The organism is Acidocella sp. (assembly GCF_035535915.1).
GTDB lineage: Bacteria > Pseudomonadota > Alphaproteobacteria > Acetobacterales > Acetobacteraceae > Acidocella.
The window spans coordinates 1-22,705 of the sequence record NZ_DATLPB010000015.1 but is presented as its reverse complement, the minus strand read 5'-3'; the positions used below and the strand labels follow the sequence as shown (position 1 = coordinate 22,705).

The 22,705-nt window shown below is 63.8% G+C and carries 24 protein-coding genes, 1 tRNA gene and 1 other RNA gene; 9 read left to right on the top strand and 17 right to left on the bottom strand.

The window, feature by feature from the left end:
• The 8 genes from VNC39_RS01960 to VNC39_RS01925 all read right to left on the bottom strand — a co-directional run.
• A partial coding sequence (locus VNC39_RS01960) for a hypothetical protein (protein ID WP_325395629.1) occupies positions 1–921 on the bottom strand: 921 nt, incomplete at its 3' end.
• Between the two features lie 337 nt (positions 922–1,258).
• On the bottom strand, positions 1,259–1,507 hold the full coding sequence (locus VNC39_RS01955; protein WP_325395627.1) for a hypothetical protein: 249 nt from the start codon (positions 1,505–1,507) through the stop codon (positions 1,259–1,261).
• 107 nt (positions 1,508–1,614) lie between these two features.
• Positions 1,615–2,406, bottom strand: a complete 792-nt coding sequence (locus tag VNC39_RS01950; protein WP_325395625.1) for a hypothetical protein — start codon at positions 2,404–2,406, stop codon at positions 1,615–1,617.
• A complete protein-coding gene (locus VNC39_RS01945) occupies positions 2,384–3,634 on the bottom strand; it encodes a tyrosine-type recombinase/integrase (protein ID WP_325395623.1) in 1,251 nt (416 codons plus the stop codon). Before VNC39_RS01945 ends, VNC39_RS01950 begins: the two co-directional genes overlap by 23 nt.
• A gap of 149 nt (positions 3,635–3,783) precedes the next feature.
• Positions 3,784–3,876 (bottom strand) — tRNA-Ser (locus VNC39_RS01940).
• Positions 3,877–4,121: 245 nt separating this feature from the next.
• A complete protein-coding gene (locus tag VNC39_RS01935; protein WP_325395621.1) occupies positions 4,122–5,003 on the bottom strand; it encodes an N-formylglutamate amidohydrolase in 882 nt (293 codons plus the stop codon).
• Positions 5,004–5,051: 48 nt separating this feature from the next.
• Complete coding sequence (locus tag VNC39_RS01930) at positions 5,052–6,530, bottom strand: oligosaccharide flippase family protein (protein WP_325395620.1); 1,479 nt, start codon at positions 6,528–6,530, stop codon at positions 5,052–5,054.
• 165 nt (positions 6,531–6,695) lie between these two features.
• Positions 6,696–7,871 (bottom strand): MFS transporter, encoded by a 1,176-nt coding sequence (locus VNC39_RS01925; protein ID WP_325395619.1) that lies wholly within the window; start codon positions 7,869–7,871, stop codon positions 6,696–6,698.
• Positions 7,872–7,959: 88 nt separating this feature from the next.
• Between VNC39_RS01925 and VNC39_RS01920 the strand changes: the two genes are divergently transcribed.
• Together VNC39_RS01920 and VNC39_RS01915 are read left to right on the top strand one after the other, a co-directional pair.
• Entirely contained in the window at positions 7,960–8,796 is an 837-nt protein-coding gene (locus VNC39_RS01920) for an undecaprenyl-diphosphate phosphatase (protein ID WP_325395618.1), read from the top strand.
• The gene (locus tag VNC39_RS01915; protein WP_325395617.1) at positions 8,796–9,548 is read left to right on the top strand and encodes a GDSL-type esterase/lipase family protein; all 753 of its coding nucleotides are present in this window, start codon (positions 8,796–8,798) and stop codon (positions 9,546–9,548) included. The genes VNC39_RS01920 and VNC39_RS01915 overlap by 1 nt, the downstream gene beginning before the upstream one ends.
• Before the next feature lie 39 nt (positions 9,549–9,587).
• Here the strand turns inward: VNC39_RS01915 and VNC39_RS01910 are convergent, their stop codons facing one another.
• The 5 genes from VNC39_RS01910 to rpsA all read right to left on the bottom strand — a co-directional run bounded on the left by VNC39_RS01910 (position 9,588) and on the right by rpsA (position 13,541).
• Positions 9,588–10,247 (bottom strand): phosphoribosylanthranilate isomerase, encoded by a 660-nt coding sequence (locus tag VNC39_RS01910; protein ID WP_325395616.1) that lies wholly within the window; start codon positions 10,245–10,247, stop codon positions 9,588–9,590.
• Between the two features lie 3 nt (positions 10,248–10,250).
• Positions 10,251–10,943, bottom strand: a complete 693-nt coding sequence (gene pyrF, locus VNC39_RS01905; protein WP_325395615.1) for an orotidine-5'-phosphate decarboxylase — start codon at positions 10,941–10,943, stop codon at positions 10,251–10,253.
• Positions 10,940–11,194, bottom strand: a complete 255-nt coding sequence (locus VNC39_RS01900) for a lipopolysaccharide assembly protein LapA domain-containing protein (RefSeq protein WP_325395633.1) — start codon at positions 11,192–11,194, stop codon at positions 10,940–10,942. The genes pyrF and VNC39_RS01900 overlap by 4 nt, the downstream gene beginning before the upstream one ends.
• A gap of 44 nt (positions 11,195–11,238) precedes the next feature.
• The gene (locus VNC39_RS01895) at positions 11,239–11,562 is read right to left on the bottom strand and encodes an integration host factor subunit beta (RefSeq protein WP_325395631.1); all 324 of its coding nucleotides are present in this window, start codon (positions 11,560–11,562) and stop codon (positions 11,239–11,241) included.
• 251 nt (positions 11,563–11,813) lie between these two features.
• The gene (gene rpsA, locus VNC39_RS01890) at positions 11,814–13,541 is read right to left on the bottom strand and encodes a 30S ribosomal protein S1 (protein ID WP_325395614.1); all 1,728 of its coding nucleotides are present in this window, start codon (positions 13,539–13,541) and stop codon (positions 11,814–11,816) included.
• Positions 13,542–13,805: 264 nt separating this feature from the next.
• Here rpsA and VNC39_RS01885 point away from each other — a divergent pair, with 264 nt between their 5' ends.
• The 4 genes from VNC39_RS01885 to VNC39_RS01870 all read left to right on the top strand — a co-directional run bounded on the left by VNC39_RS01885 (position 13,806) and on the right by VNC39_RS01870 (position 19,152).
• Complete coding sequence (locus tag VNC39_RS01885) at positions 13,806–14,672, top strand: outer membrane protein assembly factor BamD (RefSeq protein ID WP_325395612.1); 867 nt, start codon at positions 13,806–13,808, stop codon at positions 14,670–14,672.
• A 48-nt stretch (positions 14,673–14,720) separates the two neighbouring features.
• Positions 14,721–16,400, top strand: coding sequence for a DNA repair protein RecN (gene recN / locus VNC39_RS01880; protein ID WP_325395610.1), 1,680 nt, complete (start codon positions 14,721–14,723; stop codon positions 16,398–16,400).
• Positions 16,401–16,554: 154 nt separating this feature from the next.
• The gene (gene ligA / locus VNC39_RS01875; protein ID WP_325395608.1) at positions 16,555–18,567 is read left to right on the top strand and encodes an NAD-dependent DNA ligase LigA; all 2,013 of its coding nucleotides are present in this window, start codon (positions 16,555–16,557) and stop codon (positions 18,565–18,567) included.
• Positions 18,568–18,729: 162 nt separating this feature from the next.
• Positions 18,730–19,152 carry a GNAT family N-acetyltransferase gene (locus VNC39_RS01870; RefSeq protein ID WP_325395606.1) on the top strand — a complete coding sequence of 141 codons (423 nt, stop codon included), beginning with the start codon at positions 18,730–18,732 and terminating at the stop codon, positions 19,150–19,152.
• A gap of 3 nt (positions 19,153–19,155) precedes the next feature.
• Here VNC39_RS01870 and ssrS read toward each other — a convergent pair.
• The 3 genes from ssrS to VNC39_RS01855 form a co-directional block, all read right to left on the bottom strand.
• A non-coding RNA gene (gene ssrS, locus VNC39_RS01865) (6S RNA) lies at positions 19,156–19,314 on the bottom strand.
• Positions 19,315–19,322: 8 nt separating this feature from the next.
• Entirely contained in the window at positions 19,323–19,643 is a 321-nt protein-coding gene (gene zapA, locus VNC39_RS01860; protein WP_325395604.1) for a cell division protein ZapA, read from the bottom strand.
• Between the two features lie 5 nt (positions 19,644–19,648).
• On the bottom strand, positions 19,649–19,852 hold the full coding sequence (locus VNC39_RS01855; protein ID WP_325395602.1) for a hypothetical protein: 204 nt from the start codon (positions 19,850–19,852) through the stop codon (positions 19,649–19,651).
• Between the two features lie 218 nt (positions 19,853–20,070).
• Between VNC39_RS01855 and VNC39_RS01850 the strand changes: the two genes are divergently transcribed.
• The 3 genes from VNC39_RS01850 (at position 20,071) to thiE (ending at position 21,939) form a co-directional block, all read left to right on the top strand.
• Positions 20,071–20,277, top strand: a complete 207-nt coding sequence (locus VNC39_RS01850; RefSeq protein ID WP_325395601.1) for a hypothetical protein — start codon at positions 20,071–20,073, stop codon at positions 20,275–20,277.
• A 51-nt stretch (positions 20,278–20,328) separates the two neighbouring features.
• Positions 20,329–21,240 carry a class I fructose-bisphosphate aldolase gene (locus VNC39_RS01845; protein WP_325395599.1) on the top strand — a complete coding sequence of 304 codons (912 nt, stop codon included), beginning with the start codon at positions 20,329–20,331 and terminating at the stop codon, positions 21,238–21,240.
• Between the two features lie 63 nt (positions 21,241–21,303).
• Positions 21,304–21,939, top strand: coding sequence for a thiamine phosphate synthase (gene thiE / locus VNC39_RS01840; RefSeq protein ID WP_325395597.1), 636 nt, complete (start codon positions 21,304–21,306; stop codon positions 21,937–21,939).
• Positions 21,940–22,085: 146 nt separating this feature from the next.
• Here thiE and VNC39_RS01835 read toward each other — a convergent pair whose 3' ends face one another.
• Entirely contained in the window at positions 22,086–22,472 is a 387-nt protein-coding gene (locus VNC39_RS01835) for a hypothetical protein (RefSeq protein WP_325395595.1), read from the bottom strand.
• Positions 22,473–22,705: the final 233 nt, after the last annotated feature.

Here is a 22,705-nt window from a genome sequence, read left to right as displayed (position 1 = left end):
GGCGGTGACGGTACACCAATCAGGCAAGTTCTCTGCGTGGAGTGGGTCGCTGGCGTTGTGGCTGAAGACGCGATCGATGCCCCCGAAAGTCTTGATATCGGCGCCGTACATGCCCGAGCTGCTGTTTGGGTGGCGCCATTTAGTGCCGCGCTGATCATATGCATGGGCGCGTAGGATATCGGCTAGGTCGAGACGCGCCCGGATCTTCTCAATGAGAGAGTCGTCCGGATCTATCCCCTGTTCCAGGCGCTCCAAACGACGCCGCGCGCGATCCTCGGACGCTTTGACGGCTTCCGCCTGGGCGTTAGCCGCTTCAGCGTCCAGAATGGCTTGACCGGCCTTGGTGAGGGCGTCTGCATTCAGCGGGGCGCCGTCGATAACGTGGCATTGGTGCCAGGGCTCATCGGCCTCGCTGGATGGCAGGTAAAACAGCGACGATGGGCCGCGTTTGGATCGGTCGAGAACGCCGTCAAGACGCAGAAACTTGGCGACGATCTCCGATGCTGGGATTTCAGGGTCCAGCTCGGCAGACAGCGGGAACACCAGCCGGTAACGGTCAGCGCCTGGCCTGTGCGAGTGTGACGTGTAGCCCAAGCAAGCCTTGCCCAGTGTTCGGACACGATCCAAAGCGGCTTCCAGAGGCGTGGGGATCTCGCCGGTTTCCTTGTTGGCTTCGATGTCGAGAGCGACAGCGGTTCGGGCGATGACGTTCCCCTTGAGGCGCCGCACATGACGATTGTCTGCCTCTAACTTGAAGCGCGCCGTGGCGAAGCAGGGGCCATCTTTTACCCCTTCACGCCGATGCTTGAATACCTGCGTGAAGTGATCCCAGGGCATGATCTCCGGGTCGCCATAAGCCGGGCCGACAGGAAACGCGGTTTCGAACCATGAGATTGTCATGCGGATATCGCGTGCTGTCATGCCCTGGCATCCTCAAACGCCTGGGCAATCCGACGCCGCTCTTCAGCGCCTTCCGCAGATTTTGATTGGAGCATGTCGGCAACTTGCCTGAGCGCAGAGGCTGCGACTCGTGCTTCATGCAAGTTTAGGGCAACGACTTTGACACGACGTGACTGCCGACCTAACGCGGCAATCAAGCGGTTTTCCGCAAAATTTTCCGGCGAGTTTCTGTGCATTGGAGCTCCAATGCCGCCGAATTCGCTTGCACGCCGCCGCGGGATTATCTAGATCAACAGTGCCGCCGTTGATTATTAGAGCTCCCCACAGCCGCCGAAGAAATTCGAGCGGCTGTGTTTCGTTAGGCGGCGCTTTTGCGGGGCTTCTGCGGGCGGATCTGCGCCGCCGGCTGAGCTTCAAGCCAAGCCAAGCCTTTCTCGATATTGATGAGGGTACGAGTGCCGACTTTGACAGCCTTCAAATGGCCATGGCCGAGTGCATCGTATGTGGCACGCCGGCCCATGCCGGAAAGAAGGCACCATGTGTCTATACTGCCGAATCTCGGCGTAACAGCGGCGCCGGGTCTGGCCTGACTTATCGTTGTGTTCATAAAACTACCTCCGCATGAAAGTGCAAACGGGTAGCTTATGACCGAGTGTTAGGCTGCGATGGAATATGTTAAACAGGGCGGCGATTAAAGATGGCGTCTGCCCTGTTTTAGAAGGGCAAATCTATACCCCTCTTTTTTACGTCTGCTTTTATCCGCCGCAACTCCCTTGCTAAAGTTTCCTTATTGTAAACTTGGCCAGTTACGGATTCGATGCATCTTTTGTAAACATAGGTCGCTGGACCTCCCTGAGTAAAAGAGGCTTGACCCCGTCCAGAGGCTACTAGCGCCTCTCGGATCTTATCACGCAACAACGCTCTACTATTTATCGGGGTGATCATGTGTCGTCGCAATATATGCGATCTATCGGGTCGTTTTTTAGGCGTGTCAAAGAAGTATAGGTCGATAGCCTTTTGTAGTTTTTTACCTCCCTCGATTTGATATCGAATTGCATTCATTTCTCTAGAGAAAAATTCACGTACCCTCTTAAAAGGCTTCTCGCCCCCCTCCTGATTTTTTTCTTCGCTATAAAACTCTTCATGTTCCTCGAAGTCTTTGATTAATTCTTCAAGGAGATAGGATTGGACTTTAATCAACTTACTGATCGTGCGGGTCAATGCCGCCCCTTCTTTTTGCCCCTCCCGTTTTAAATCGATTGCAAATTTTCTTCTTTTCGCGCCTTCACTTTCAAGGAACTTATCCTTTCCAGGTGGGGTGCCACGACGTCGGATCATTTCGTTTAAAACAGAAACGATTTCTACGCATTGCTCCGCACTCGGCACTGGCCGTCTACGCTGCTTTCCTTCCATATATTCTTCAAACCACGCGGCTACATCCGCGCCGCTCAGCAGCTTCAACTCTCCTTTCTTTGCGCCAGCCTTAGCCATTGCTATCACCGTCATTCTTTACTGTTGAACAAAACGCCGCCCAAGCCTCCATCAGCTTGCGCCGCCGGTCCAGCAGGTCGCCGCGTTGATACGCCGCCACTGTCTTGTCGCCGACCGTATGCGCGAGGGCTGCTTCAGCGATATCCGCCGGCTGCCCCGTCTCGGCGGCCCAATCGCGGAACGTAGACCGGAAGCCGTGCGCGGTCAGGTCATCGCGCTTCATCCGCCGCAGGGTCATCAACAGCGCCATGTTGCTGAGCGGCTTATCCTTCTTGCCGCCGGGGAAGACGAACTCGGCGTCATCGACGAGGAGCTTCGCGGCTTCCCGCAGGAGCACCACGGCATCGGCCGACAACGGCACCCGATGCTCTACCCCCGCCTTCATCCGCTCTCCCGGAATGGTCCAAACGGCGTGCTGCAGGTCGATCTCGGACCACCGCGCGCCGATGACCTCGCCCGTCCGGGCCGCGGTCAGGATGGCAAACCGGAAAGCCAGCGCGGCCGTCCCCTGCTCGGTGGCGAGCGCCTTCATAAAGGCGCCGCTTTCTCGCCAGGGAAGCGCGGCATGGTGTTCGACCTTCGCGACCTTGGACTTCTTGGGCAGGACGTTCTCTAGGTGCCCGCGCCAGCGCGCCGGGTTCTCCCCTGCCCTCCAGCCATGCGTCGTGGCGTAACTGAGAACCGATTCTATGCGCCCCCGGACGCGGGACGCCGTCTCCGACTTGGTGGTCCAGATTGGCTCAAGAACGCGGGTCACGTGCCCAGTGTCGATCTCCGACACGGCTAGGCCGCCGATGAGCGGGTAGACATAAGCGGCGAGCGTGTTCTCCCACTGGCCGACATGCTTTTCATTCCGCCAGGCCGCCTTGTTCGCGGCGATATATTTTCCGGCGCAGTCCTTGAAGGTGATGGCCTTGGCCGCCTCCAGCTTCCTCGCCTTGCGCTTGGCGTGCTTCACCTCAAGCGGGTCGATCCCCTCCAGAAGTGCCTTGCGACACGTCTGGGCCCGATCGCGCGCCTCGGATAGGCCGATGGTGTAAAGCGGCCCCAGCCCCATCTCTCTGGCCTTACCGTCGAGCATGAAGCGGAAAATCCAGGACTTCCCGGTCTTTGTTGGCTTGCCGTTCTCGTCCAGGGCGTTCGGCCCGACATGGAGCCATAAACCGCCGCCATCCCCGTACATGCCGGGCCTATTGGTGTTCTTCACCGCCGCGGGCGATAGTTTCTCGACCTTGCGTGCCATTGTCCGCCAAACCTCGATCTACGTTCTATCCCACAAATTTAAGTGAGATGTACGCGCACGCGGACGCACGGTCAAGCAAATTGATCGCGCTCTAAGCTATGGATTCATTGGCTTTTTTGATCGGGGATGCAGGGTGGTGCAAAGGGTTCTGGCGGAGGAGATGGGATTCGAACCCACGATACGCCTTTACAGCGTATAACGGTTTAGCAAACCGCCGCCTTCAGCCTCTCGGCCACCCCTCCGCAGCGGGTACCGGGGACACCGGACCGCGACAAGGCTCATAAGGGGTGCACGCGCGAAGGTAAAGCCTCCCGACCCTGCCCCCCGGGTTTCCAGATCAAACCGCGCCCGGCCCTACCCCGGCAAGACCACATCAACCATTTGATATTAAAGCCTGTTTTAAGAACTTAGCCGCGGTCTCGCCACGCCGCGAAATTTTTTCCGCCGCCCGGCGATCGCTTCGGTCTATGGTCGCGCGCCAGCGGCCTTATTCCGCGGCCGAGGCCCCACATTCCGGATAGAATCGCTCCCAGATCATCCGCGCCTCGATCACTTTGGTAAGCAACGCCGTCATGCGTCGCTGCATTTCGGCGAAGTTCCGGGTGCGGGTAAAATTATGCTCGTTCATATAGAGCCCGCGCGCGATTTCGAGCTGAATCACCTGCACCCCCTCGCGCGGCCTTCCATAATGCCGGGTGATGAAGCCGCCGGCATAAGGGTCGTTGCGCCGGACCTGAAATCCCAACGCCATCAAACTGGCATGAAGAAAATCCGTCCAGACCGGTGCGCAGCTGGTCCCGAACCCGTCGCCCAGGATGATGTCGGCCTTCGGCGCGTGGCGCCCCGGCAGGCTCGGCATGGAATGGCAATCGATCACCAGGCAGGTGCCGAACAGCGCCATGGTTTCCTCGATTTGCCCCGCCAGCGCCGTATGGAACGGCAGCCAGCAAGTCTCCACGCGCGCCTGCGCCTCGGCGAAACGGAGCTTCCCCGCATAGATCGGCTCGCCGTTGCCGACGATCCGCGCGATCGTCCCCAGCCCGGCCTGTACCCGCGGGCTGGCGGTGTTCACATGCGCGGGCAGCGCGTCGGCGAACATCAGCGGGTCCAACTCCCAGGCTTCGCGATTCGCGTCGCAATAAGCGCGGGGGAACTGCGCGGCCAGCAGCGGCGCGCCAAGCTCCGGCCCGGCGGCAAACAGCTCATCGACGAAACTGTCCTCGCTACGGCGGATGTCCGTCGCATTCAGCCGCGACGCCGCGAGAAACGCCGGGTCGTAACACTGCCCCGAATGCGCCGATGTCAGCACGAGCGCGGCGCGCCGGTGGGCTGGTCGCAGCAACCGGAAAGGAGCGGAACGGTCTGTCATGGTCCTGCCTATTGAACCAGCAACCCAAAGCCGGGACAAGGGAAAAGCTTATATAGGACGGGGACCCAGAAATGCGCGCCGCAGCCGCGCCGTCATGCCCATGATGCGCGCAGGTGCCGCCAGCATCGCCACCAGCAGGAACGAAGCCGCCGCCACGCCGCCCGCCAGCCCCAGCTGCGTCACCAGGCCCAGCCCCGGCCACGCCGCCAGCGCGGCCAGCGCCGCCAGCCGCGCCGCCACCAGCCCGAGGCACGGCAGCGCCAGCATGCTTAGCGCCGGCGCCAAGGGCCGCCCCAGCCCCAGCTTCAACGCCGCCAGAAGCAGCGCCACGCCCAGCACCCCCTGCCCCGCCAGCGCCCAGGCCAACGCCTGCAGCCCGAACGGCGCGCCGAACCATGCCGCCAGCATGACCGTCCCCGCATTCGCCCAGGCGAAATGCGCGATCAGCCGGGTGCGGCGCGCCGCCGTCAGCAGCGGATTGATCACGCCATACAGGCAAGCCGCCGGCACCATGAAAGTCAGAATGCCGAACACCGGCGCCGCCGCCGCCCAATGCGGCCCGAACAGCAGCAGCACAATCGGCTTCGCGGCCGCGCCGCACACGGCGCTGACGAAACAAATGCCCATCGCCAGCATATCGAGCATCTGGCTCACGGCCTCATCGCGCCGCGCCGGCTCGCTTTGCAGCGCCGCCAGAACCGGCACCAGAACCGGCAAAAGCAATTTGCGCGCCGGCAGGAACGCGAGTTCCTGCAGAACTTCGACCAGCCGCTGTGCGATGCGCAAAAGGCCCAGTTCCGCCGCCGGCACACGCAGCCCCACCAGCATCACATAGCCCGTCACGGCGATGGTATCGACGAAAGCCGCCTGCATCAGCGGCCAGGAGAAGCGGAAACTGTTGCGCAACACCGGCCAGGAGGGCGGGCGCGGCGGCGTCCAGCGCGCCGCTGCCGCCACCACCAGCGCATAAAAGCCGATGCCGACCATGCGCTGATCGATCAGCGCCGCGATCCCCCGCCCGGAAAGGGCCAGGGGCAGCGCCGTCACGCCGCCGAGCAGCGTGCTGCCCAGGGAGATCAGCCCCAGCGTGCGAAAGCGGAAATTCGCCGCCAGCCGCGCCGAGGGCACAACCAAAAACGCCGTGAGAAAAATATTCGCCGCCATGACACGCAGCACCGGGGTCAAAGCGGGCTGCGCATAAAGCCCGGCAAGCGTGGGCGCGGCCAGCCATAACAGCGCCATGGCACCAACCCCGGCCAGGCATTGCGACCAGAACGCCCCCGCCTCCACCGCAGGGTCGCCAGGATGTGCCTGCACCTGCTCCCCGGCCCCACTCAAGGAGATCATCCGCGCCAGTTCGGAAATCGCCGAGGCGATGGCGATGAGCCCGACCACCCGCACCGGAATAACGCGCAACAGGAGGCCCAGGATCAAAAAGCCGAAAGCGCGCTCGGCCAGCACAGTGGCGAAATTCCACGCCGCCCCGTGCACCGCGCCTCTCGCCAGCGCTTTTGTTGCGATTTCCACACGAAACCGTAACATATACGGTAAAGAAAGAGGCCGCTTTTTGAAAAAAGCGGCGCAAAAACTTTTATTTTACGCTGGGCCTGAGGCGGTGAAACCGGCACGGGCTCAGGTTTAAAAAAGTTTTTTGCTTCTTTTTTTCAAAAAAGAAGCGCTTGCTTTCTTCGTTTACCTGGCCCGCACCGCGCAAAAATACCCCAGCGCAAGCACCGGCAGCACCGCGCCCACCACGCACAGCCCCGCCCAGCCGAAATGGTTGAAGACCGGGCTGGTGATGGCCGACCCGGCGGCGCCGCCGACGAAGAAGATCGCCATGAACACGCCGTTAAGGCGCGAGCGGATTTCCGGAGCCAGCGTGTAGATGCTGCGCTGGCTGATCACGAGGTTGGTCTGCACCCCGGCGTCGAGCAAGACCCCGCTCAGCGCCAGCACGATCACCGAATGCATCCAGCTGCCCAGGAACGCCACCAGGAAGGAAAGACTGATCGAGACCAGGGCGAACACCGTGCCGGCGGTCATGTGGCCGCGGTCGGCCGCTCTGCCCGCCAACGGCGCCGCCAGGGCGCCGGCCGCGCCGACCAGGGCGAAAAGAGCGACACCCGTCTGCGTGTAATGGAAATCGTGAAGCAACAGCAGCGGCACGCCGGTCCAGAACAGCGAGAAGCCGGCAAAAGCCGCGGCCTGGTACGCCGCGCGCTGGCGCAACAGCGGAATCCGCACCGGCAGCGCCAGCAGCGAGGCCAGGAGTTCGCCATAATGGTGATTCGCACTCGGACGCCGATGCGGCAGGCTGAAGCGCAGCAGCACCAAGGTCGCCAGCATCACCGCCGCGGAAATCAGGAACACCGACCGCCAGCCGGAGAAATTCGCGATCACGCTGGATACCGGCCGAGCCAGCAGAATCCCCACCAGCAGCCCGCTCATCACGTTGCCGACAACGCGGCCGCGCATATGTTCCGGCGAGAGATGCGCGGCCAGCGGCACCAGCATCTGCACCGCCACCGAGGTCAGGCCGATCAGCGCCGCCGCTACCAGCATGACCGTGCCATCGCGCGCCACCGCCGCCAGCAACAGCGCCGGGATCGAGGCGGCAATGGTCAACACCACCAGCAGCCGGTTCTCCACCAGGTCGCCCAATGGCACCAGCAACAGCAATCCGGCGGCGTAGCCCAGCTGCGTCAGGCTGACGATCGCGCTTGCATCGCGCGGCCCAAGCCCGACCGAAGGACCGATCATGTCGATCAGCGGCTGCGCATAATAAATATTCGCGACGACAATACCGCAGGCAAACGCCAGCAGCAGGACCATCGCGGCCGACGGAGCTGTTTTTTCAGAAATAGTCATGATGGCGGCTTACGTGGAGGGAGAAATTCTGCGATGCAACAAGCAAAACGGCATGGCAGTGCCGCCTTGTTTTTTCACGGAGCTCCCGATGAATTTTCTCCACGCCATCTTATTTGCGGTCCTTCAAGGCGCGAGCGAATTATTCCCCGTCAGCAGCCTGGGGCACGCCGTCGTCGTCCCGGCGTTGCTGCATTGGGGGGTCGACCAGGCCAGCATCGGGTTCCTGCCCTTCCTCGTGATGCTGCATCTGGGCACCGCGATCGGCATGCTGATCTATTTCCACCGCGACTGGCTGGCCATGCTGCGCGGCGTGCTCGGCGCCGGCTACCAGAGTGAGAACAGCGCCGAGCGCCAGATGGTGCTGCGGCTGATCATCGCTACCCTGCCGGCGGTCATCGTCGGCGAGATCGTGAAAAAGCCGGTGGCGCATTTATTCGCCAGCCCGCTCATCGCCTGCGTCTTCCTGGTCGCGAATGCCGGGCTGCTGCTGCTGGGCGAGCGGCTGCGCCGCCAGACGGTCAAGCGCAGCACCACCCTCACGAACCTGGACGCGCTGATCATCGGCCTGTTCCAATGCCTCGCCTTCCTGCCCGGCATCTCGCGCTCAGGTGCGGCGATCGTCGGCGGCCTGCGCCGTGGCGTGGCGCACGAAGAGGCGGCCAAATTCTCCTTCCTGATGGGCACGCCGGTGATCTTCGCCGCTGCCGTGATCGAGATCCCGAAATTGCTGCACGCGCATGAGTTGCACGCGCTGTTCGGCCTGTCGCTGCTCGCCGCATTGGTGGCCGGCGTTGTCGCCTTCGCCAGCACCGCCTTCCTGATGCGCTATTTTCGCGACCACGACAGCTGGGCGCTGAAACCGTTCGCGTGGTATTGCGCCATTTTCGGCGCCGGCAGCTTCGTGCTGCTGCTGTTGGGGCTTTGATGAAAAAATTACTTTGCGCCCTCTGCCTGGCTCTGCCCATGGCGGCCTACGCCGCCGTCAATCTCGCCGCCGTGCCGATCGGCCGGACCGACCTGCCCTGGTGGAAGCTGCGTTTCGAGCGGTCCCTGGCCGCCGCCAAGGCCGATCCGGACGCCCAGATCGCCTGGCTGGGCGATTCCATCACCCAATACTGGCAGCGCCAGGGCGGCCACGGCTATGACGACGTCGCGCCGGTCTGGAACCGCTATTACGCCCCCTATCATGCGCTCAATTTCGGCTTCATCGGCGACACCACCGCCAGCCTGATCTGGCGGCTGGACCATGGCCAGGTCGCCGGGCTGCATCCCAGGCTCGCCATCATCCTGATCGGCGCGAACAATCTCGGCCGAGTGCATTGGGGCGCAGATCAAAGCGTGCCGGGCATCGAAACCGTGGTCAGCCTCACCCACCGCCTCCTGCCCGATACGCATATCCTGCTGCTCGGCGTGCTGCCCTCGATCCGCTCCCCCTGGGTGGATCAACAAACCCAACTCATCAACGCCGCCCTGGCGCAACGCTATGAAGGCGACCCAACCGTCACCTTCGAGAATGTCGGCCAGGTGCTGCTGAAAAACGGCCGCGCCGACGCCAGCCTGTATGTCGACCCGCGCCTGACCCCGCCCGAACCGGCGCTGCATCCCGACGCCGAAGGCATGGAACGCATCGCCCAGGCGCTGGCGCCGGTCGTGGCAAAGTACACAGAGGAAAAGTAAGCAGGCGCTTTTTGAAAAAAGCGCCGCAAAAACTTTTGTTTACGCTGGGCCGGTGGCGTTGAAAACGCACGGGCTCGCTCTTACCGCCTCAACGAACGCCTTGATCAGCGCCGGTGACTTCTGCCCCGGCGCGGTTTCCACGCCCGACGACACATCGGCCCCCGGCGCGCCCGTGATGCGCAACGCCTCGGCCACATTGTCCGGCCGTAGCCCGCCCGCCAACAGCCAGAATTTTTCCGGCTGCCAGGGCGCCAGCAGCGCCCAATCGGCCTGCACGGCGTTGCCGCCCGGCCGTGTTGCGCCCGGCGGCGGCTTGTTCTCTACCACGTAACCGTCGACCGCCTCAGCCCTGTCAGGGAACTCTTCGGAAGCAGCGATGCCGAGCGAGCGCCATACCGGCAGGCCGAATTGCGCCTTGAGCGCCGCCGCTTCGGCCGGGGACGCATGGATCTGCAAAATATCCAGTCTCACCACGGCGAGCGCGGCTGCGATGTCCGCTGCCGTCGGCCGCACGAACAGCCCGACCCGCTGCGGCCCGCCGTCATGGCGCGCGGACAGTTCCGCCGCTTGGGCCGGCGTGACGAAGCGCGGCGAAGGCGGGAAAAACACGAAGCCGAGGAAATCCGCGCCGGCCTCCACCACCGCATCGAAAGAGGCCGTGCTGTTGATGCCGCAGATTTTAACGAGAGGCCGGGCCACGCCTCAGCGCAGCCCGGCGATGGACGCCGCGATGGCAGCCGCCGACGCGGCCGGATCGGGCGCCGAAAAGATCGGCCGTCCGACCACGAGATAATCCGCCCCTGCCCGCACCGCCTGCTCGGGCGTCATCACCCGCGCCTGGTCGTCAGTGGCGCTGCCCGCCGGCCGGATGCCCGGCACCACCAATATTGGCTTGGGCCCGAACGCGTCGCGCAGGGGCGCAATTTCATGCGCCGAGCAAACCAGCCCGTCGGCGCCATTATCCAGCGCCAGCCGCGCCAGACGCAGCACCTGCTGGGTCGTGCCCCCGGCCACGCCGGTTTCCGCCAGCGCCGCCGCGTCGAGGCTGGTCAGCACCGTCACGGCGAGAATTTTCGGCCGCGCCGTGCCCTCAGAGGCCGCCTTCGCCGCCGCCGCCACCATCGCCCCGCCGCCGCCGGCATGTACCGTCAGCATCTGCACCTTGAGCGGCAGCAGCGCGCGCACCGCGCCCGCCACCGTGTTGGGAATGTCGTGCAGCTTGAGGTCCAGGAACAACGGCGCGCCGGCAGCCGCGTCCAGCCCCGCCGGACCGTTCGCGAGAAAATATTCCAGCCCCAGTTTCACCAGCCCGCAATGCGGCGCCACCATCGCGGCCATGGCCTCGGCCCGGGCCCGCTCCGCCGTATCGATCGCGGCGATCAGCCGTTGCGTCATGGCGTGTGCGCCCCAGGCGCCGGTATCGCGGGCAGCGCGGCTTGCCGCGCTTCCAGCTCGGCGTTGCGCTTCTCGGCCCGCCTGGCGCGGCGCCCCGCCGCCAGCCGATGCGGCAAATGGAAGGCCAGCCCGAGCAGGAAGCCGAACGCCAAGGCCGCCAGAACCACCGCGCCGAACGGCAACCGCGCCAGCTGCCCCAGCGGCCAAAAGGAAATCTCCACCGCGTCGCGATTGGAGAGCATGAAAATCATCAGCACCAGAATGACCAGGAAACCGATGATCGTTTTAAATAGTCTCAGCTTTTGACTCCGCCACTCTTCTTGACTGTGGGCGAAGACATGGGCTTGTTGATGCGTTCCCGCAACTCCTTGCCGGCTTTGAAAAACGGCACGGATTTCTGTGCGACCTCAACCGTCTCGCCGGTCCGCGGGTTGCGCCCGGACCGGGCATTGCGTCGTTTCACCGTAAACGCGCCAAACCCGCGCAGTTCCACCCGCTCGCCACGGGCCAGAGCACTGGTCATTTCATCAAAGAACGCGGCAACGATGCGCTCCACATCCGCCACCGTCAGATGCGGATTATCCTCCGCCAACCCGGCAATTAGTTCCGATCTTGTCATAAAAATCTCCAGACCGGGCACGACGATGCCAGGGCGACACGATCTGGTCAATAACCAATTGTGATCACGAGGTTTTTTACAAAGCACAAGTTGTAGGACACGCGCTGAAATCAGCCCGCCCCCGCGAACCCTTCACGCCAAGAATACGGCGCCGAAACAAAAACCCCGGCGCCGAAACGCCGGGGTTTTTTCACTACAATCCCGCCACGCCGCCCCGCCTTTCAGACGGAACGGCGCGGAAAAGCACGGGATTACTCTTCGGTCTGCTGGTTGCGGCGACGGATCGCAGCGCCCAGAATGTCGCCGAGCGAAGCGCCGGAGTCGGACGAACCATATTCCGACATCGCCTGCTTGTCCTCGTCGATCTCCTTGCCCTTGATGGTGAGCTGCAGCTTGCGGGCCGCGCGGTCCACCGCCGTGACCTTGGCGTCGACCGTATCGCCCACCGCGAAGCGCTCGGAGCGCTGCTCGGCCTTGTCGCGCGCCAGTTCGGCGCGACGGATGAAGCCGGTCAGCACGTCGTCCACCTTCACTTCGATGCCGTTCGCCTGCACCGCCGTCACCACGCAGGTGACGATCTGGTTCTTGTGCACGCGGTCCAGCACGCCGGCGGCCGGATCGACCTCAAGCTGCTTGATGCCGAGGCTGATGCGCTCTTTCTCGACATCGATGTCGAGCACCTTGGCCTTGACCACTTCGCCCTTGTTGAACTTGGCGATCGCGGCCTCGCCGGAATCGTCCCAGGACAGGTCGGACATGTGCACCATGCCGTCGATCTCCGCGCCGATGGCCACGAACAGGCCGAACTCGGTGATGTTGCGGATCTCGCCCTCGACGATCGAGCCGATCGGGTGCTCGTCCTGGAACTCTTCCCACGGGTTGCGCGTGACCTGCTTCAGGCCCAGCGAGATGCGGCGCTTGGAGGCGTCGACATCCAGCACCACCACGTCGACTTCCTGGCTGGTCGAAACGATCTTGCCCGGATGCGCGTTCTTCTTGGTCCAGGACATTTCGGACACATGCACCAAGCCCTCGACCCCCGGCTCCAGCTCCACGAAGGCGCCGTAGTCGGTGATGTTGGTGACGCGGCCGGAAGCCTTGATGCCCGGCGGGTACTTGGCGTCCACGCCTTCCCACGGATCGGCTTCGAGCTGCTTCATGCCCAGCGAGATACGCTGCGTGTCGGCATTGAAGCGGATCACCTGCACCTTGACCGGCTGGCCGATCACCAGAGCCTCGGCCGGGTGGTTGATGCGCTTCCAGGCGATGTCGGTGACATGCAGCAGGCCGTCAACGCCGCCGAGATCCACGAACGCGCCGTAATCGGTGATGTTCTTCACCACGCCGTCGAGGATCTGGCCTTCCTTCAGGCCGAGGATCAGCTCGGAGCGCTGCTCGGCGCGGGTCTCTTCCAGCACCGCGCGGCGGGACACGACGATGTTGCCGCGGGCGCGGTCCATTTTCAGGATCTGGAACGGTTGCGACACGCCCATCAGCGGGCCGACATCGCGGACCGGGCGGATGTCCACCTGGCTGCCCGGCAGGAACGCGGTGGCGCCACCGAGATCGACGGTGAAGCCGCCTTTGACGCGGCCATGGATCACGCCATTGACGCGGTTCTGCGCCTCGAACGCCTTCTCAAGCTGGGTCCAGCTCTCCTCGCGCCGCGCCTTCTCGCGCGACAGCACCATCGAGCCGTCTTTGTCTTCATAACGCTCGATGTAGAGATCATACAGGTCACCGGCATTAACTTCCGGCTTGGCGCCGACGGGGGCGAATTCGCGCAGCGGCACGCGCCCCTCGCTCTTCAGGCCAACATCAACGATCACGAAATCGTCATCGATCCGGAGCACCTTTCCGGAAACGACGGAACCTTCGAACCCGGCATTCGCGCCGAGCGAGGAATCCAAAAGAGCGGCAAAATCATCAGTGCCCGAATAGGCCGGGGCATCAGAGTGGCGGGGAGAGGAAGAAGCCATGTGGCTGTATATGTCCTGGTGCGGGAGACCCGCTTGGGTGTGCGCAGCCCGAGTCGGGGGCAACGTCTAGAGCACCCCCAACAAGCTTGCGGGGATGTCCGGTGAAGTGAGTGCCGCTGTCTTAGCCCCCCTTCGATGGAAGTCAAGCATTTGCCTTCATTCCAGGGCCGCCGGGTACAAATGTAATGCGCCCGCCCCGCGCGCGGCGGCGGCATGCGCGCGGGCGCTTCGCATGCGCATTTTAGCTGCTATAAGCCTGTCGCAATGACAAATTTTTCCTCCGGCTTCGCCCGTTCGACGATGCTCGCCCTGCTGCTGTGCCTGGGCGGCTGCGCCATTTTCAGCGGCGGCGGCGGTGGTGCCGGCGGCGGCCGCTCCCATCACGCCGCAGCCGCCACCGGCACGGCGGCGGTGCTGCCTCCGGCTGACGTTCTCTATCAGCAGGGTGTCGGCCACATTCAGAAGGGGCAATACGCCCCGGCAGTCACCGCCTTCAACCAGGTCGAGGAAAACTATCCCTACTCCGTCTGGGCCACGCACGCCCAACTGCTCGCCGGTTATGCCCAGTATAAGCAGCAGGATTATGACGACGCGCTGAGTTCGCTGAACCGCTTCATCGCCCTGCACCCGGAAAATGAAAACGCCGACTATGCTTATTATCTAAAGGCGCTCTGTTATTACGAGCAGATCGACGATGTGCAGCGCGACCAGACCGCCACCTACGAGGCGATCCAGGCGCTGAGCGACGTCGTCAACCGCTTCCCCGGCAGCGACTACGCCCGCGATGCGCGCGTCAAACTGCGCCTGGCAAATAACCGTCTTGCCGGACACGACATGGCGATCGGCCGCTTCTACGAACAGCAGCATCTGTATTCCGCCGCCATCGGCAACTACCAGAACGTCGTCACCAATTTCCAGACCACCACCTACGTGCCGGAGGCGCTGGAGCGGCTGGTTGAATGCGACCTCGATCTCGGCCTGACCGATGCCGCGCAGCGCACCGCCGCCGTGCTCGGCTATAATTTTCCGGGCAGCAGCTGGTACCAAAGCGCTTATGCCAAGCTGAAGGCGCACGGGCTGGTGCAAAACACCGCCGCCGCCCCGGCGCACGCCTCCCATGGGCTGTTCTAGAGCCTTCATTGCCCGAATGAAGGCTCTGGCCAATTTCTTGGCGAGCTCATGCTGAACAGCCTCTCGATCCGAGACGTCGTGCTGATCGAGCGGCTGGACCTTTCTTTTGGCCCCGGCCTGACGACGCTGACCGGCGAGACCGGCGCGGGGAAATCGATCCTGCTCGACAGTCTCGGCCTGGCTCTGGGCGCGCGCGCCGATACCGGCCTGATCCGCGCCGGCGCTGAGCAGGCGGTGGTGGCCGCCGCCTTTTCCGTCGCCCCATCCCACCCGGCTTTGGACCTGCTCAGCGAACACGGGCTTGCCTCCGGGCCGGACATTTTCCTCCGCCGCATCGTCAACCGCGACGGCCGCTCCCGCGCCTTGGTCAACGACCAGCCGGTCAGCCTGTCGTTCCTGCGCACGCTCAGCGCCCTGCTGATCGAAGTTCAAGGCCAGCACGAGCAGGTCGGCCTCGCCGATCCCGCCAACCACATGGCCCTGCTGGACGCCTTCGGCGTGCCCGCCGAAACCCGCATGGCCACCGCCGCCGCGCATAAAGCCTGGCGCGAGGTGGCCGCAAAGCTGAAGGAAGCCGAACAGAAAATCGAGGACGCCGCGCGCGAGGAAGATTTTCTGCGCCACGCGGCGGACGAACTCTCCCGGCTGAACCCGCTTCCCGACGAGGAGGATTCGCTGGTCGCCGAACGGCAGCGCCTGCAATCGGGCGAGCGCCGGGCCGAGGCGATCGCCGCCGCGCTCGCCGAACTCACGCCCAAGGACCGCCGAGCCGCCAGCCCCGCCGCGCATCTGCGCGCCGCCGCGCGGGCGCTCGCCAGGCTCGCGACGCCGGGCGAGGAAGCCCACCCCGCCGCCGCCGCGATGGCGGCGATCGAGCGTGCCGAAGAGGCCCTCGCCGAAGCCGACGATTTGCTGCAGCGCCTCGCCGCCGAGGCCGAGGATGACCCCCGCGCGCTGGAATCGACCGAGGAGCGGCTGTTCGCGCTCCGCGCCGCCGCCCGCAAGCACAGCGTGCCCGTGTCCGAACTGCCGTCTTTCCTCGCCGCGTTGCGCGCCCGGCTGGCGGCGCTGGAAAGCGGTGCCGCCGACATCGCCGCCCTCACCCGCGAAGCCGCCGCCCGCCGCACCGCCTATGTCGAGGCCGCCGCCGCCCTCTCGGGTCTCCGCGAGCAGGCCGGGGCGGCGCTGATGCAGGCGCTGGCCCGGGAACTGCCGCCGCTCAAGCTGGACCGCGCCCGCTTTTTCGTCGAACGCGCCGCCCTGCCCGAGCCGAACTGGGGGCCGCGCGGCGCCGACGGCGTCAAATTCCTCATCGCCACCAATCCCGGCGAAGCGCCCGGCGCGCTGGACCGGATCGCCTCCGGCGGCGAACTCTCGCGGCTGATGCTGGGCCTCAAAGTGGTGCTGAGCGGCGGCGCCGCGGTCGAGACGCTGATCTTCGACGAGGTCGATTCCGGCATCGGCGGCGCCACCGCCGCCGCGGTCGGCGAACGCCTGGCCCGCGTGGCGGAAGCCGTGCAGGTCCTGGTCGTCACCCATTCGCCGCAGGTCGCCGCGCGCGGCCGGGCGCAATTGCGCGTCGCCAAGCGCATCATCGGCGAGCGCGCGGTGACCGCCGTGGAAACGCTCAACGACACCGAACGCCGCGAGGAAATCGCCCGCATGCTGGCCGGCGAAACCATCACCGACGCCGCCCGCGACGCCGCCGCCAGCCTGCTGGCGGTTTGAGGAAAGAAAGGAAGCCCTACTTTTTGTGAACAAAAAGTAGCAAAAAACTTTATTTACTCTGGGCCCGTGCGGTTTCACCGCCTCAGGCCCGGTTTCGAAAAAGTTTTTGCGGCGCTTTTTTCAAAAAGCGCCCACTTTCTTTATAACTGCTTATATGACTGCCAAATCCCGTTTCGACGACCTGCTGGCGCGCCTTGCCGCCGCCGATGCCGCCTATCACACGCAAGACGCGCCGCTGATGACGGATGCGGAATATGACGCGTTGCGCCGCGAGGCCGAGGCGTTGCGCGCCGCCCATCCTGAACTGGCCGGGCAGGCCGAGGCGCTCGCCACCATCGGCGCGCCGGTCGCCGCCGGGTTCAAGAAGGTCGCGCATGCGACACCGATGCTCTCGCTCGACAACGTGTTCGCGGCGGAAGAGTTCACCGAATTCTGCGCCCGCATCCGCCGTTTCCTCGGCCTGGACGACGCACCTCTGGAATTCGTCGCCGAGCCGAAAATCGACGGGCTGTCGATCTCGATGACCTATGAGGACCGGCAATTCGTGCGCGCCGCCACGCGCGGCGACGGCGCCGAGGGCGAGGACGTCACGCAGAATCTCCTGACATTGAAGACGCTGCCCCGCACGCTGCCGGCCGCGGCCCCTGCCCGCATCGAAATCCGCGGCGAAGTGTATATGACCAAGGCGGATTTCCTGGCCCTGAACGAATCGCAGGAGCGCAAATTCGCCAACCCGCGCAACGCCGCCGCCGGCTCGCTGCGCCAGCTCGACCCGTCGATCACCGCCAAACGAAAATTGTCGCTCTTCGCCTACGCCCAGGGTTTTTCCAGCAGCCCGGTCGCCGCCACGCATTGGGACTATCTGCGCACGCTGGAAGACTGGGGCTTCAAGGTGAATCCCCTGTCGCAACAAATCGCCGAAAACGGGGCCGAAAAATTCCAGGAGAAAATCGGCCTGGAGCGCGCCAGCCTGCCTTACGACATCGATGGCGTGGTCTATAAAATCAATGATCTCGCCTTGCAGTCCCGCCTCGGTTTCGTCGGCCGCGCGCCGCGCTGGGCCACGGCGTGGAAATTCCCCGCCGAACGCGCCAGTACAACGCTGGAGGATATCGAAATCCAGGTCGGCCGCACCGGCGCCCTCACGCCGCGCGCCCGCCTGGCCCCGGTGAATGTCGGCGGCGTGCTGGTGCAATATGCCACATTGCACAATGAGGATGAGATCGCGCGCAAGGATGTGCGCATCGGCGACATTGTGGAACTGCAGCGCGCCGGCGACGTGATCCCGCAGATCCTCGGCGTGTTGAAGCGCGGCGCGCATGCCGTGCCCTTCGTCTTCCCCACCCATTGCCCGGTCTGCAACAGCCTCGCCGTGCGCGACAGCGACGAGGCCGTGCGCCGCTGCACCGGCGGCCTCACCTGCCCGGCCCAAGTGGTGGAACGGCTGATCCATTTCTGCGCGCGCGGCGCCTTCGACATCGACGGCATGGGCGAAAAGACCATTCTCGAATTCTACGAAAGCGGCCTGCTCAAATCCGCGCCGGAAATTTTCCGCCTGCCTGAACATGAGGCCGAAATCGCCAAGCGCGAAGGCTGGGGCCCGGTCTCGGCGGCCAAGCTGGCGGCCGCGATCCGGGCCAGACGGACCATTCCCCTGCCGCGCTTCATTTTCGCTCTCGGCATCCGCCGGATCGGCGAGAACAACGCGAAATTGCTCGCCCGGCATTACGGCTCCTACGCCACCTGGCGGGCCAGCATGGAAGCGGCCACGGTCATCGGCTCCGACGCCCGGCTGGAACTGGGCTCCATTTCCGGCATCGGCCCAGCCATTGCCACCGACCTCGCCGCCTTCTTCTCCGAAGCGCATAATCTCGACACGCTGGCCGAGCTTGAATCCTTCCTCACCATCGAGGATGCGGTGAGCGCCGCCGCTGCCGATTCGGAACTCGCCGGCAAAACCATCGTCTTCACCGGCACACTCAGCATGGCCCGCCCCGAGGCCAAGGCGCGCGCCGAATCGCTCGGCGCCAAGGTCACCGAATCGGTCTCAAAAAAAACCGACTACGTCGTGGTCGGCAGCGATGCCGGGTCGAAGGAGAAAAAGGCCCGCGAACTCGGCCTGAGGATTCTCAGCGAGGATGAATTCCGCGCGCTTGCCGGGTTGTGAGGAAAGGAAAGTAAGAACTACTTTTTGTGAACAAAAAGTAGCAAAAAAACTTTGTTATGCTGGGCCGTGGGCTTTGTCAGCGACATAGCCCATGGCCCAGAGTCACAAAAAGTTTTTGCGCCGCTTTTTTCAAAAAGCGGCCACTTCCTATAATACCCGCCCATGAATATTTCCCTGCGTTCGGTCGCCCCGGACGATCACGAGCTGATCTATGAGCTCACCGAAATCACGCTGCGCCCTCTGATCGAGGCCGCTTCAGGCGCGTGGGACGAAGCCGCGCAGCGCGCCGCGATCAGCGCGCCCGGCGGCGCCACCCACATCATCCAGATCAACGGCGCCGACGGCGGGTTGCTGACTTTGGCCGAGGATGATGGGCATATCCATCTCGAATCGCTGCTGTTGCATCCCGAGATTCAGGGGTTAGGCATCGCCAAGTCTTTGCTGCGCCAACTCCAGGCCGAAGCCCTGGCGCGCCGCCAGGAGATCCGGCTCACCGCCGTCAAGGACAGCCCGGCATTCGCCTGGTATCGGCGTGAAGGCTACGCCGTAACCGAGACGTCCGGCCCCTACGTGGTCATGGCCTGAACTTGTGGAGCCGCCCTGGCCGTTGGCGTTGACATCCTCCCAAGGCCTGCTTGTGCAGGTGGGTGCCAGTTACCCGGCCCAATGGACCGGGCAGAGCCAGCCCCCGAGGGAGATGCTTAACGGCCCAGGGGATGATCTGCCTGACGCACCGGGCAGCTCCAGGCTTTAGTTTAAGCGTCCGTGAGGTCGGCGGCAATCTCTTCCGCGCGCGCGGCAACACGGCGCAGCTTTGCGCGCCGCTCATCGCCGGTGTCGGCGGCAACCGGCGTCTCGCTCGGTTTCGCGCCGCCGCGCAAATCAGACAGCTCGTCGGCCAGCAGCAGCGCCGCCAGCATCAGCAGCCGCGCCTCGCCGGACTGGCCGCCGATCGATTTGATGCTGTTGATGCGCTGCTCGATCTCCGCCGCCATCTGTTCCAGATGCGCTTCCTGCCCATCTTCGCAGCCCACGATGTAAGCAAAGCCGTTGATACGGATCGTCACTTGCGCCATGGCGTTTACTCCGTAACGTTTTCGTCCGGCTTGGCCGGCTCCAGCCCCGCACGCAACCGTGCGATCAGCATGTCCAGCGAATGAGCCAACGCCTCCCGGTCGATCTCCCGCTTGGAAGCCGGCTTCGCGGTCTGGACGGCGCCCGCGATTCGCCGCAATGCGACCTCGATGCGCTCCAGGATTTCGTCTTCGGATTCAGACTCGGGCATAACCGCTATTGAAGCCGACGCCGCGTGGGCTGGTCAAGTTAGAGGATATGACGAACATCTCACCTTGCGTTATTATATACGATTTGGCCCAGGCACGGTACGCCCTTGGGTTGCAACGCCCTGTCACCCTGCTCTCCGCTCCGGGGGCAGCGTCCCAGGCCGGTTGCCTGTGGTGGAAGAGGCTGGTCGACGCGACGGGCGCCGCACATAGCAGTTTTTTGGACTGTGACACAGACGCCGGCCGGGCTTTGGAGGCGCTGCGGCTCGGCCTGCTCGGGATCGTGCTCCGCCCTCAGCCGAGTTTCGCGACCGTCGCGGAAATCGCCGCCGCACAATGTGCGGTTGTGCTTCGCCAGGCGCCACCGGCGCTTGACCTGGCCCAACCCGGCGCTGATCGCCGCCTTCGGGCCTGGCTCGGCGGATGACACGGGCCCGGCCTTGCGTTACATCCGCTGTGTTCTTCACTGAGGGGTGACATGCACATCACGGAGCAGGTAAAAAAGATCCTGTCGCACTATGAAAGCGACAATCCCGGCACCAAAACCAACCTCGCGCGGATCCTGATGGCAGGTTCGCTCGGCGGCACCGGCAAGCTGGTGATCCTCCCTGTCGACCAGGGATTCGAGCATGGCCCGGCCCGCTCTTTCGCGCCCAACCCCGCCGCCTACGACCCCCATTACCATTTCCAGCTGGCGGTCGATGCCGGACTCTCCGCTTATGCTGCCCCTCTTGGCATGATCGAGGCCGGCGCCGACAGCTTCGCGGGCGCCATTCCCACCATCCTCAAGGTCAACTCTGCCAACTCGCTCGCCACGGAAAAAAACCAGGCCCTCACCGGCTCGGTGAATGACGCGCTGCGTCTCGGCTGCGCGGCGATCGGTTTCACCATCTATCCAGGCAGCGAATATGCCTTCGACATGATGGAGGAAATCCGCGAAATGGCCGAGGAGGCCAAATCCGCGGGCCTGGCCGTCGTCATCTGGTCCTATCCGCGCGGCCCGAACCTCGACAAAGCCGGCGAGACGGCCTTCGACATTTGCGCCTATGCCGCGCATATGGCCGCGCTGCTCGGCGCCCACATCATCAAGGTGAAACCGCCCACTGACGTGGTCTCGCTGGAAGCGGCGAAGAAGGTTTACGCCTCGATCGACGGTTCGACCCTGGCCAAGCGCGTGCAGCACGTCGTGCAATCCTGCTTCGGCGGCCGCCGCATCGTCGTGTTCTCCGGCGGCGAGGCCAAGGGCCTGGACGGGCTATACGAAGAAGTGCGCGGCCTGCGCGACGGTGGCGCCAACGGCTCCATCATCGGCCGCAACACCTTCCAACGCCCGCGCGAGGAGGCCCTCGCCATGCTCGCGAAGATTATTGAGATTTATCAAGGCAAGTAAGTAAACGAAGGGGCGCCCGGGCTAACAGCCCCGGCCCCCTTTATTTTGATACGGATGGTTTCGGTGGCTGAGGCGAACTGCAGACTTTATCTTATCACGCCGCCGGTCCTGCCGGAGCAATTCGAGGACCAGTTGGCCGCGGCGCTCGATGCCGGCGACGTCGCCGCCGTGCAATTGCGGCTCAAAGATGTCTCCGACAGCATCCTGCAGAAAACCATCGAGCGGCTGCGCCCCGTGGTGCAGAGCCGCGACGTCGCGTTCCTGCTCAATGACCGCCCCGACCTCGCGGTGAAACTCGGCTGCGACGGCGCCCATGTCGGGCAAACCGACATGCCGGCCGCCCAGGCGCGCAAAATTCTCGGCGACCTGACGATGGGCGTCACCTGCCACAACTCCCGGCACCTCGCGATGGAAGCCGGTGAAGCCGGGGCCGACTATGTCGCCTTCGGCGCGTTCTTCCCCACCGCCACCAAGGAACCGCCGGAAATGGCGGAGATCGAAACGCTGCGCCTGTGGGCGGAGGTCATGGAAATCCCATGCGTCGCCATCGGCGGCATCACCGCGGCGAACTGCGCGCCGCTGGTCCAGGCCGGCGCGGAATTCCTCGCCGTGGTCGGCGCGGTGTGGAACCATGCCCAGGGCCCCGCCGCCGGCGTGCAGGCAATGCTGGGAGCCATCCGACAAGCGAAAACAGCGTAGAAAGAAAGCGGCCGCTTTTTGAAAAAAGCGGCGCAAAAACTTTTGGTTACGCTGGGCCTGAGGCGTTGAGACGGCACCGGCCCAAAGTAATCAAAGTTTTTTTGCTTCTTTTTGTTCACAAAAAGAAGCGCTTTCCTGCCCTTTCCTCACCCGCAATCGTTGCCGCGCAGGGTGAAAGTGACCACCTTATTATCCCGCAGCGTGAAGGTGGTCTCGCAGCCGTAAAAGATGACCCGCGGCGTCAGGCCGGCCGCGTAAACCTGCGGATAGAACGCGCCGCCATAGAACGGGCCGTTCCATGCGCCATACCAGCCGCCCAGATAGGCGCCGGTAAGAACCGCCTGGTTCGACTGGTCGTAGGCGACATACTCCACCCCGTTCACGGTGATGCGCTTGTCCGGTACGCCGAGCTGCTGAATCAGGGTCTGCATGTCGGCGCCGATATAAGCCGCCATGCGGCTGCTCAGGCTGGGGCCCGTGGCGCACCCGGCCAAAGCGAGCAGGGACAGGGAAACGAGAAGACCGCGACGCATGGAACGCCTCTTGCAGGGTAAGTTATACTAACTGAAATTATACCGATTTTAGCAAAAACCAGCCCTCAAAGTATAACAAAGCATGACCGAAGCATGATCAAACCATGACAGGCCTCACCTCGTGCATTCAGGCCTTCAGCCCCCAGGCACTGCCCTAGAGCGCGATGACTTTAAGTCGAACCATTTCATGGTTCGACTTAAAGTCTGAATCGCCCTCTAGCTTATATCTAGAG

Excerpts from the sequence above, each read along its gene's own strand:
- VNC39_RS01955 (WP_325395627.1), bottom strand. The coding sequence starts at position 1,507 with ATGAACACAACGATAAGTCAGGCCAGACCCGGCGCCGCTGTTACGCCG.
- VNC39_RS01950 (WP_325395625.1), bottom strand. The coding sequence starts at position 2,406 with ATGACGGTGATAGCAATGGCTAAGGCTGGCGCAAAGAAAGGAGAGTTG.
- VNC39_RS01945 (WP_325395623.1), bottom strand. The coding sequence starts at position 3,634 with ATGGCACGCAAGGTCGAGAAACTATCGCCCGCGGCGGTGAAGAACACC.
- VNC39_RS01935 (WP_325395621.1), bottom strand. The coding sequence starts at position 5,003 with ATGACAGACCGTTCCGCTCCTTTCCGGTTGCTGCGACCAGCCCACCGG.
- VNC39_RS01925 (WP_325395619.1), bottom strand. The coding sequence starts at position 7,871 with ATGACTATTTCTGAAAAAACAGCTCCGTCGGCCGCGATGGTCCTGCTG.
- VNC39_RS01920 (WP_325395618.1), top strand. The coding sequence starts at position 7,960 with ATGAATTTTCTCCACGCCATCTTATTTGCGGTCCTTCAAGGCGCGAGC.
- VNC39_RS01915 (WP_325395617.1), top strand. The coding sequence starts at position 8,796 with ATGAAAAAATTACTTTGCGCCCTCTGCCTGGCTCTGCCCATGGCGGCC.
- pyrF (WP_325395615.1), bottom strand. The coding sequence starts at position 10,943 with ATGACGCAACGGCTGATCGCCGCGATCGATACGGCGGAGCGGGCCCGG.
- VNC39_RS01900 (WP_325395633.1), bottom strand. The coding sequence starts at position 11,194 with ATGATTTTCATGCTCTCCAATCGCGACGCGGTGGAGATTTCCTTTTGG.
- VNC39_RS01895 (WP_325395631.1), bottom strand. The coding sequence starts at position 11,562 with ATGACAAGATCGGAACTAATTGCCGGGTTGGCGGAGGATAATCCGCAT.
- rpsA (WP_325395614.1), bottom strand. The coding sequence starts at position 13,541 with ATGGCTTCTTCCTCTCCCCGCCACTCTGATGCCCCGGCCTATTCGGGC.
- VNC39_RS01885 (WP_325395612.1), top strand. The coding sequence starts at position 13,806 with ATGACAAATTTTTCCTCCGGCTTCGCCCGTTCGACGATGCTCGCCCTG.
- recN (WP_325395610.1), top strand. The coding sequence starts at position 14,721 with ATGCTGAACAGCCTCTCGATCCGAGACGTCGTGCTGATCGAGCGGCTG.
- ligA (WP_325395608.1), top strand. The coding sequence starts at position 16,555 with ATGACTGCCAAATCCCGTTTCGACGACCTGCTGGCGCGCCTTGCCGCC.
- VNC39_RS01870 (WP_325395606.1), top strand. The coding sequence starts at position 18,730 with ATGAATATTTCCCTGCGTTCGGTCGCCCCGGACGATCACGAGCTGATC.
- zapA (WP_325395604.1), bottom strand. The coding sequence starts at position 19,643 with ATGGCGCAAGTGACGATCCGTATCAACGGCTTTGCTTACATCGTGGGC.
- VNC39_RS01855 (WP_325395602.1), bottom strand. The coding sequence starts at position 19,852 with ATGCCCGAGTCTGAATCCGAAGACGAAATCCTGGAGCGCATCGAGGTC.
- VNC39_RS01845 (WP_325395599.1), top strand. The coding sequence starts at position 20,329 with ATGCACATCACGGAGCAGGTAAAAAAGATCCTGTCGCACTATGAAAGC.
- VNC39_RS01835 (WP_325395595.1), bottom strand. The coding sequence starts at position 22,472 with ATGCGTCGCGGTCTTCTCGTTTCCCTGTCCCTGCTCGCTTTGGCCGGG.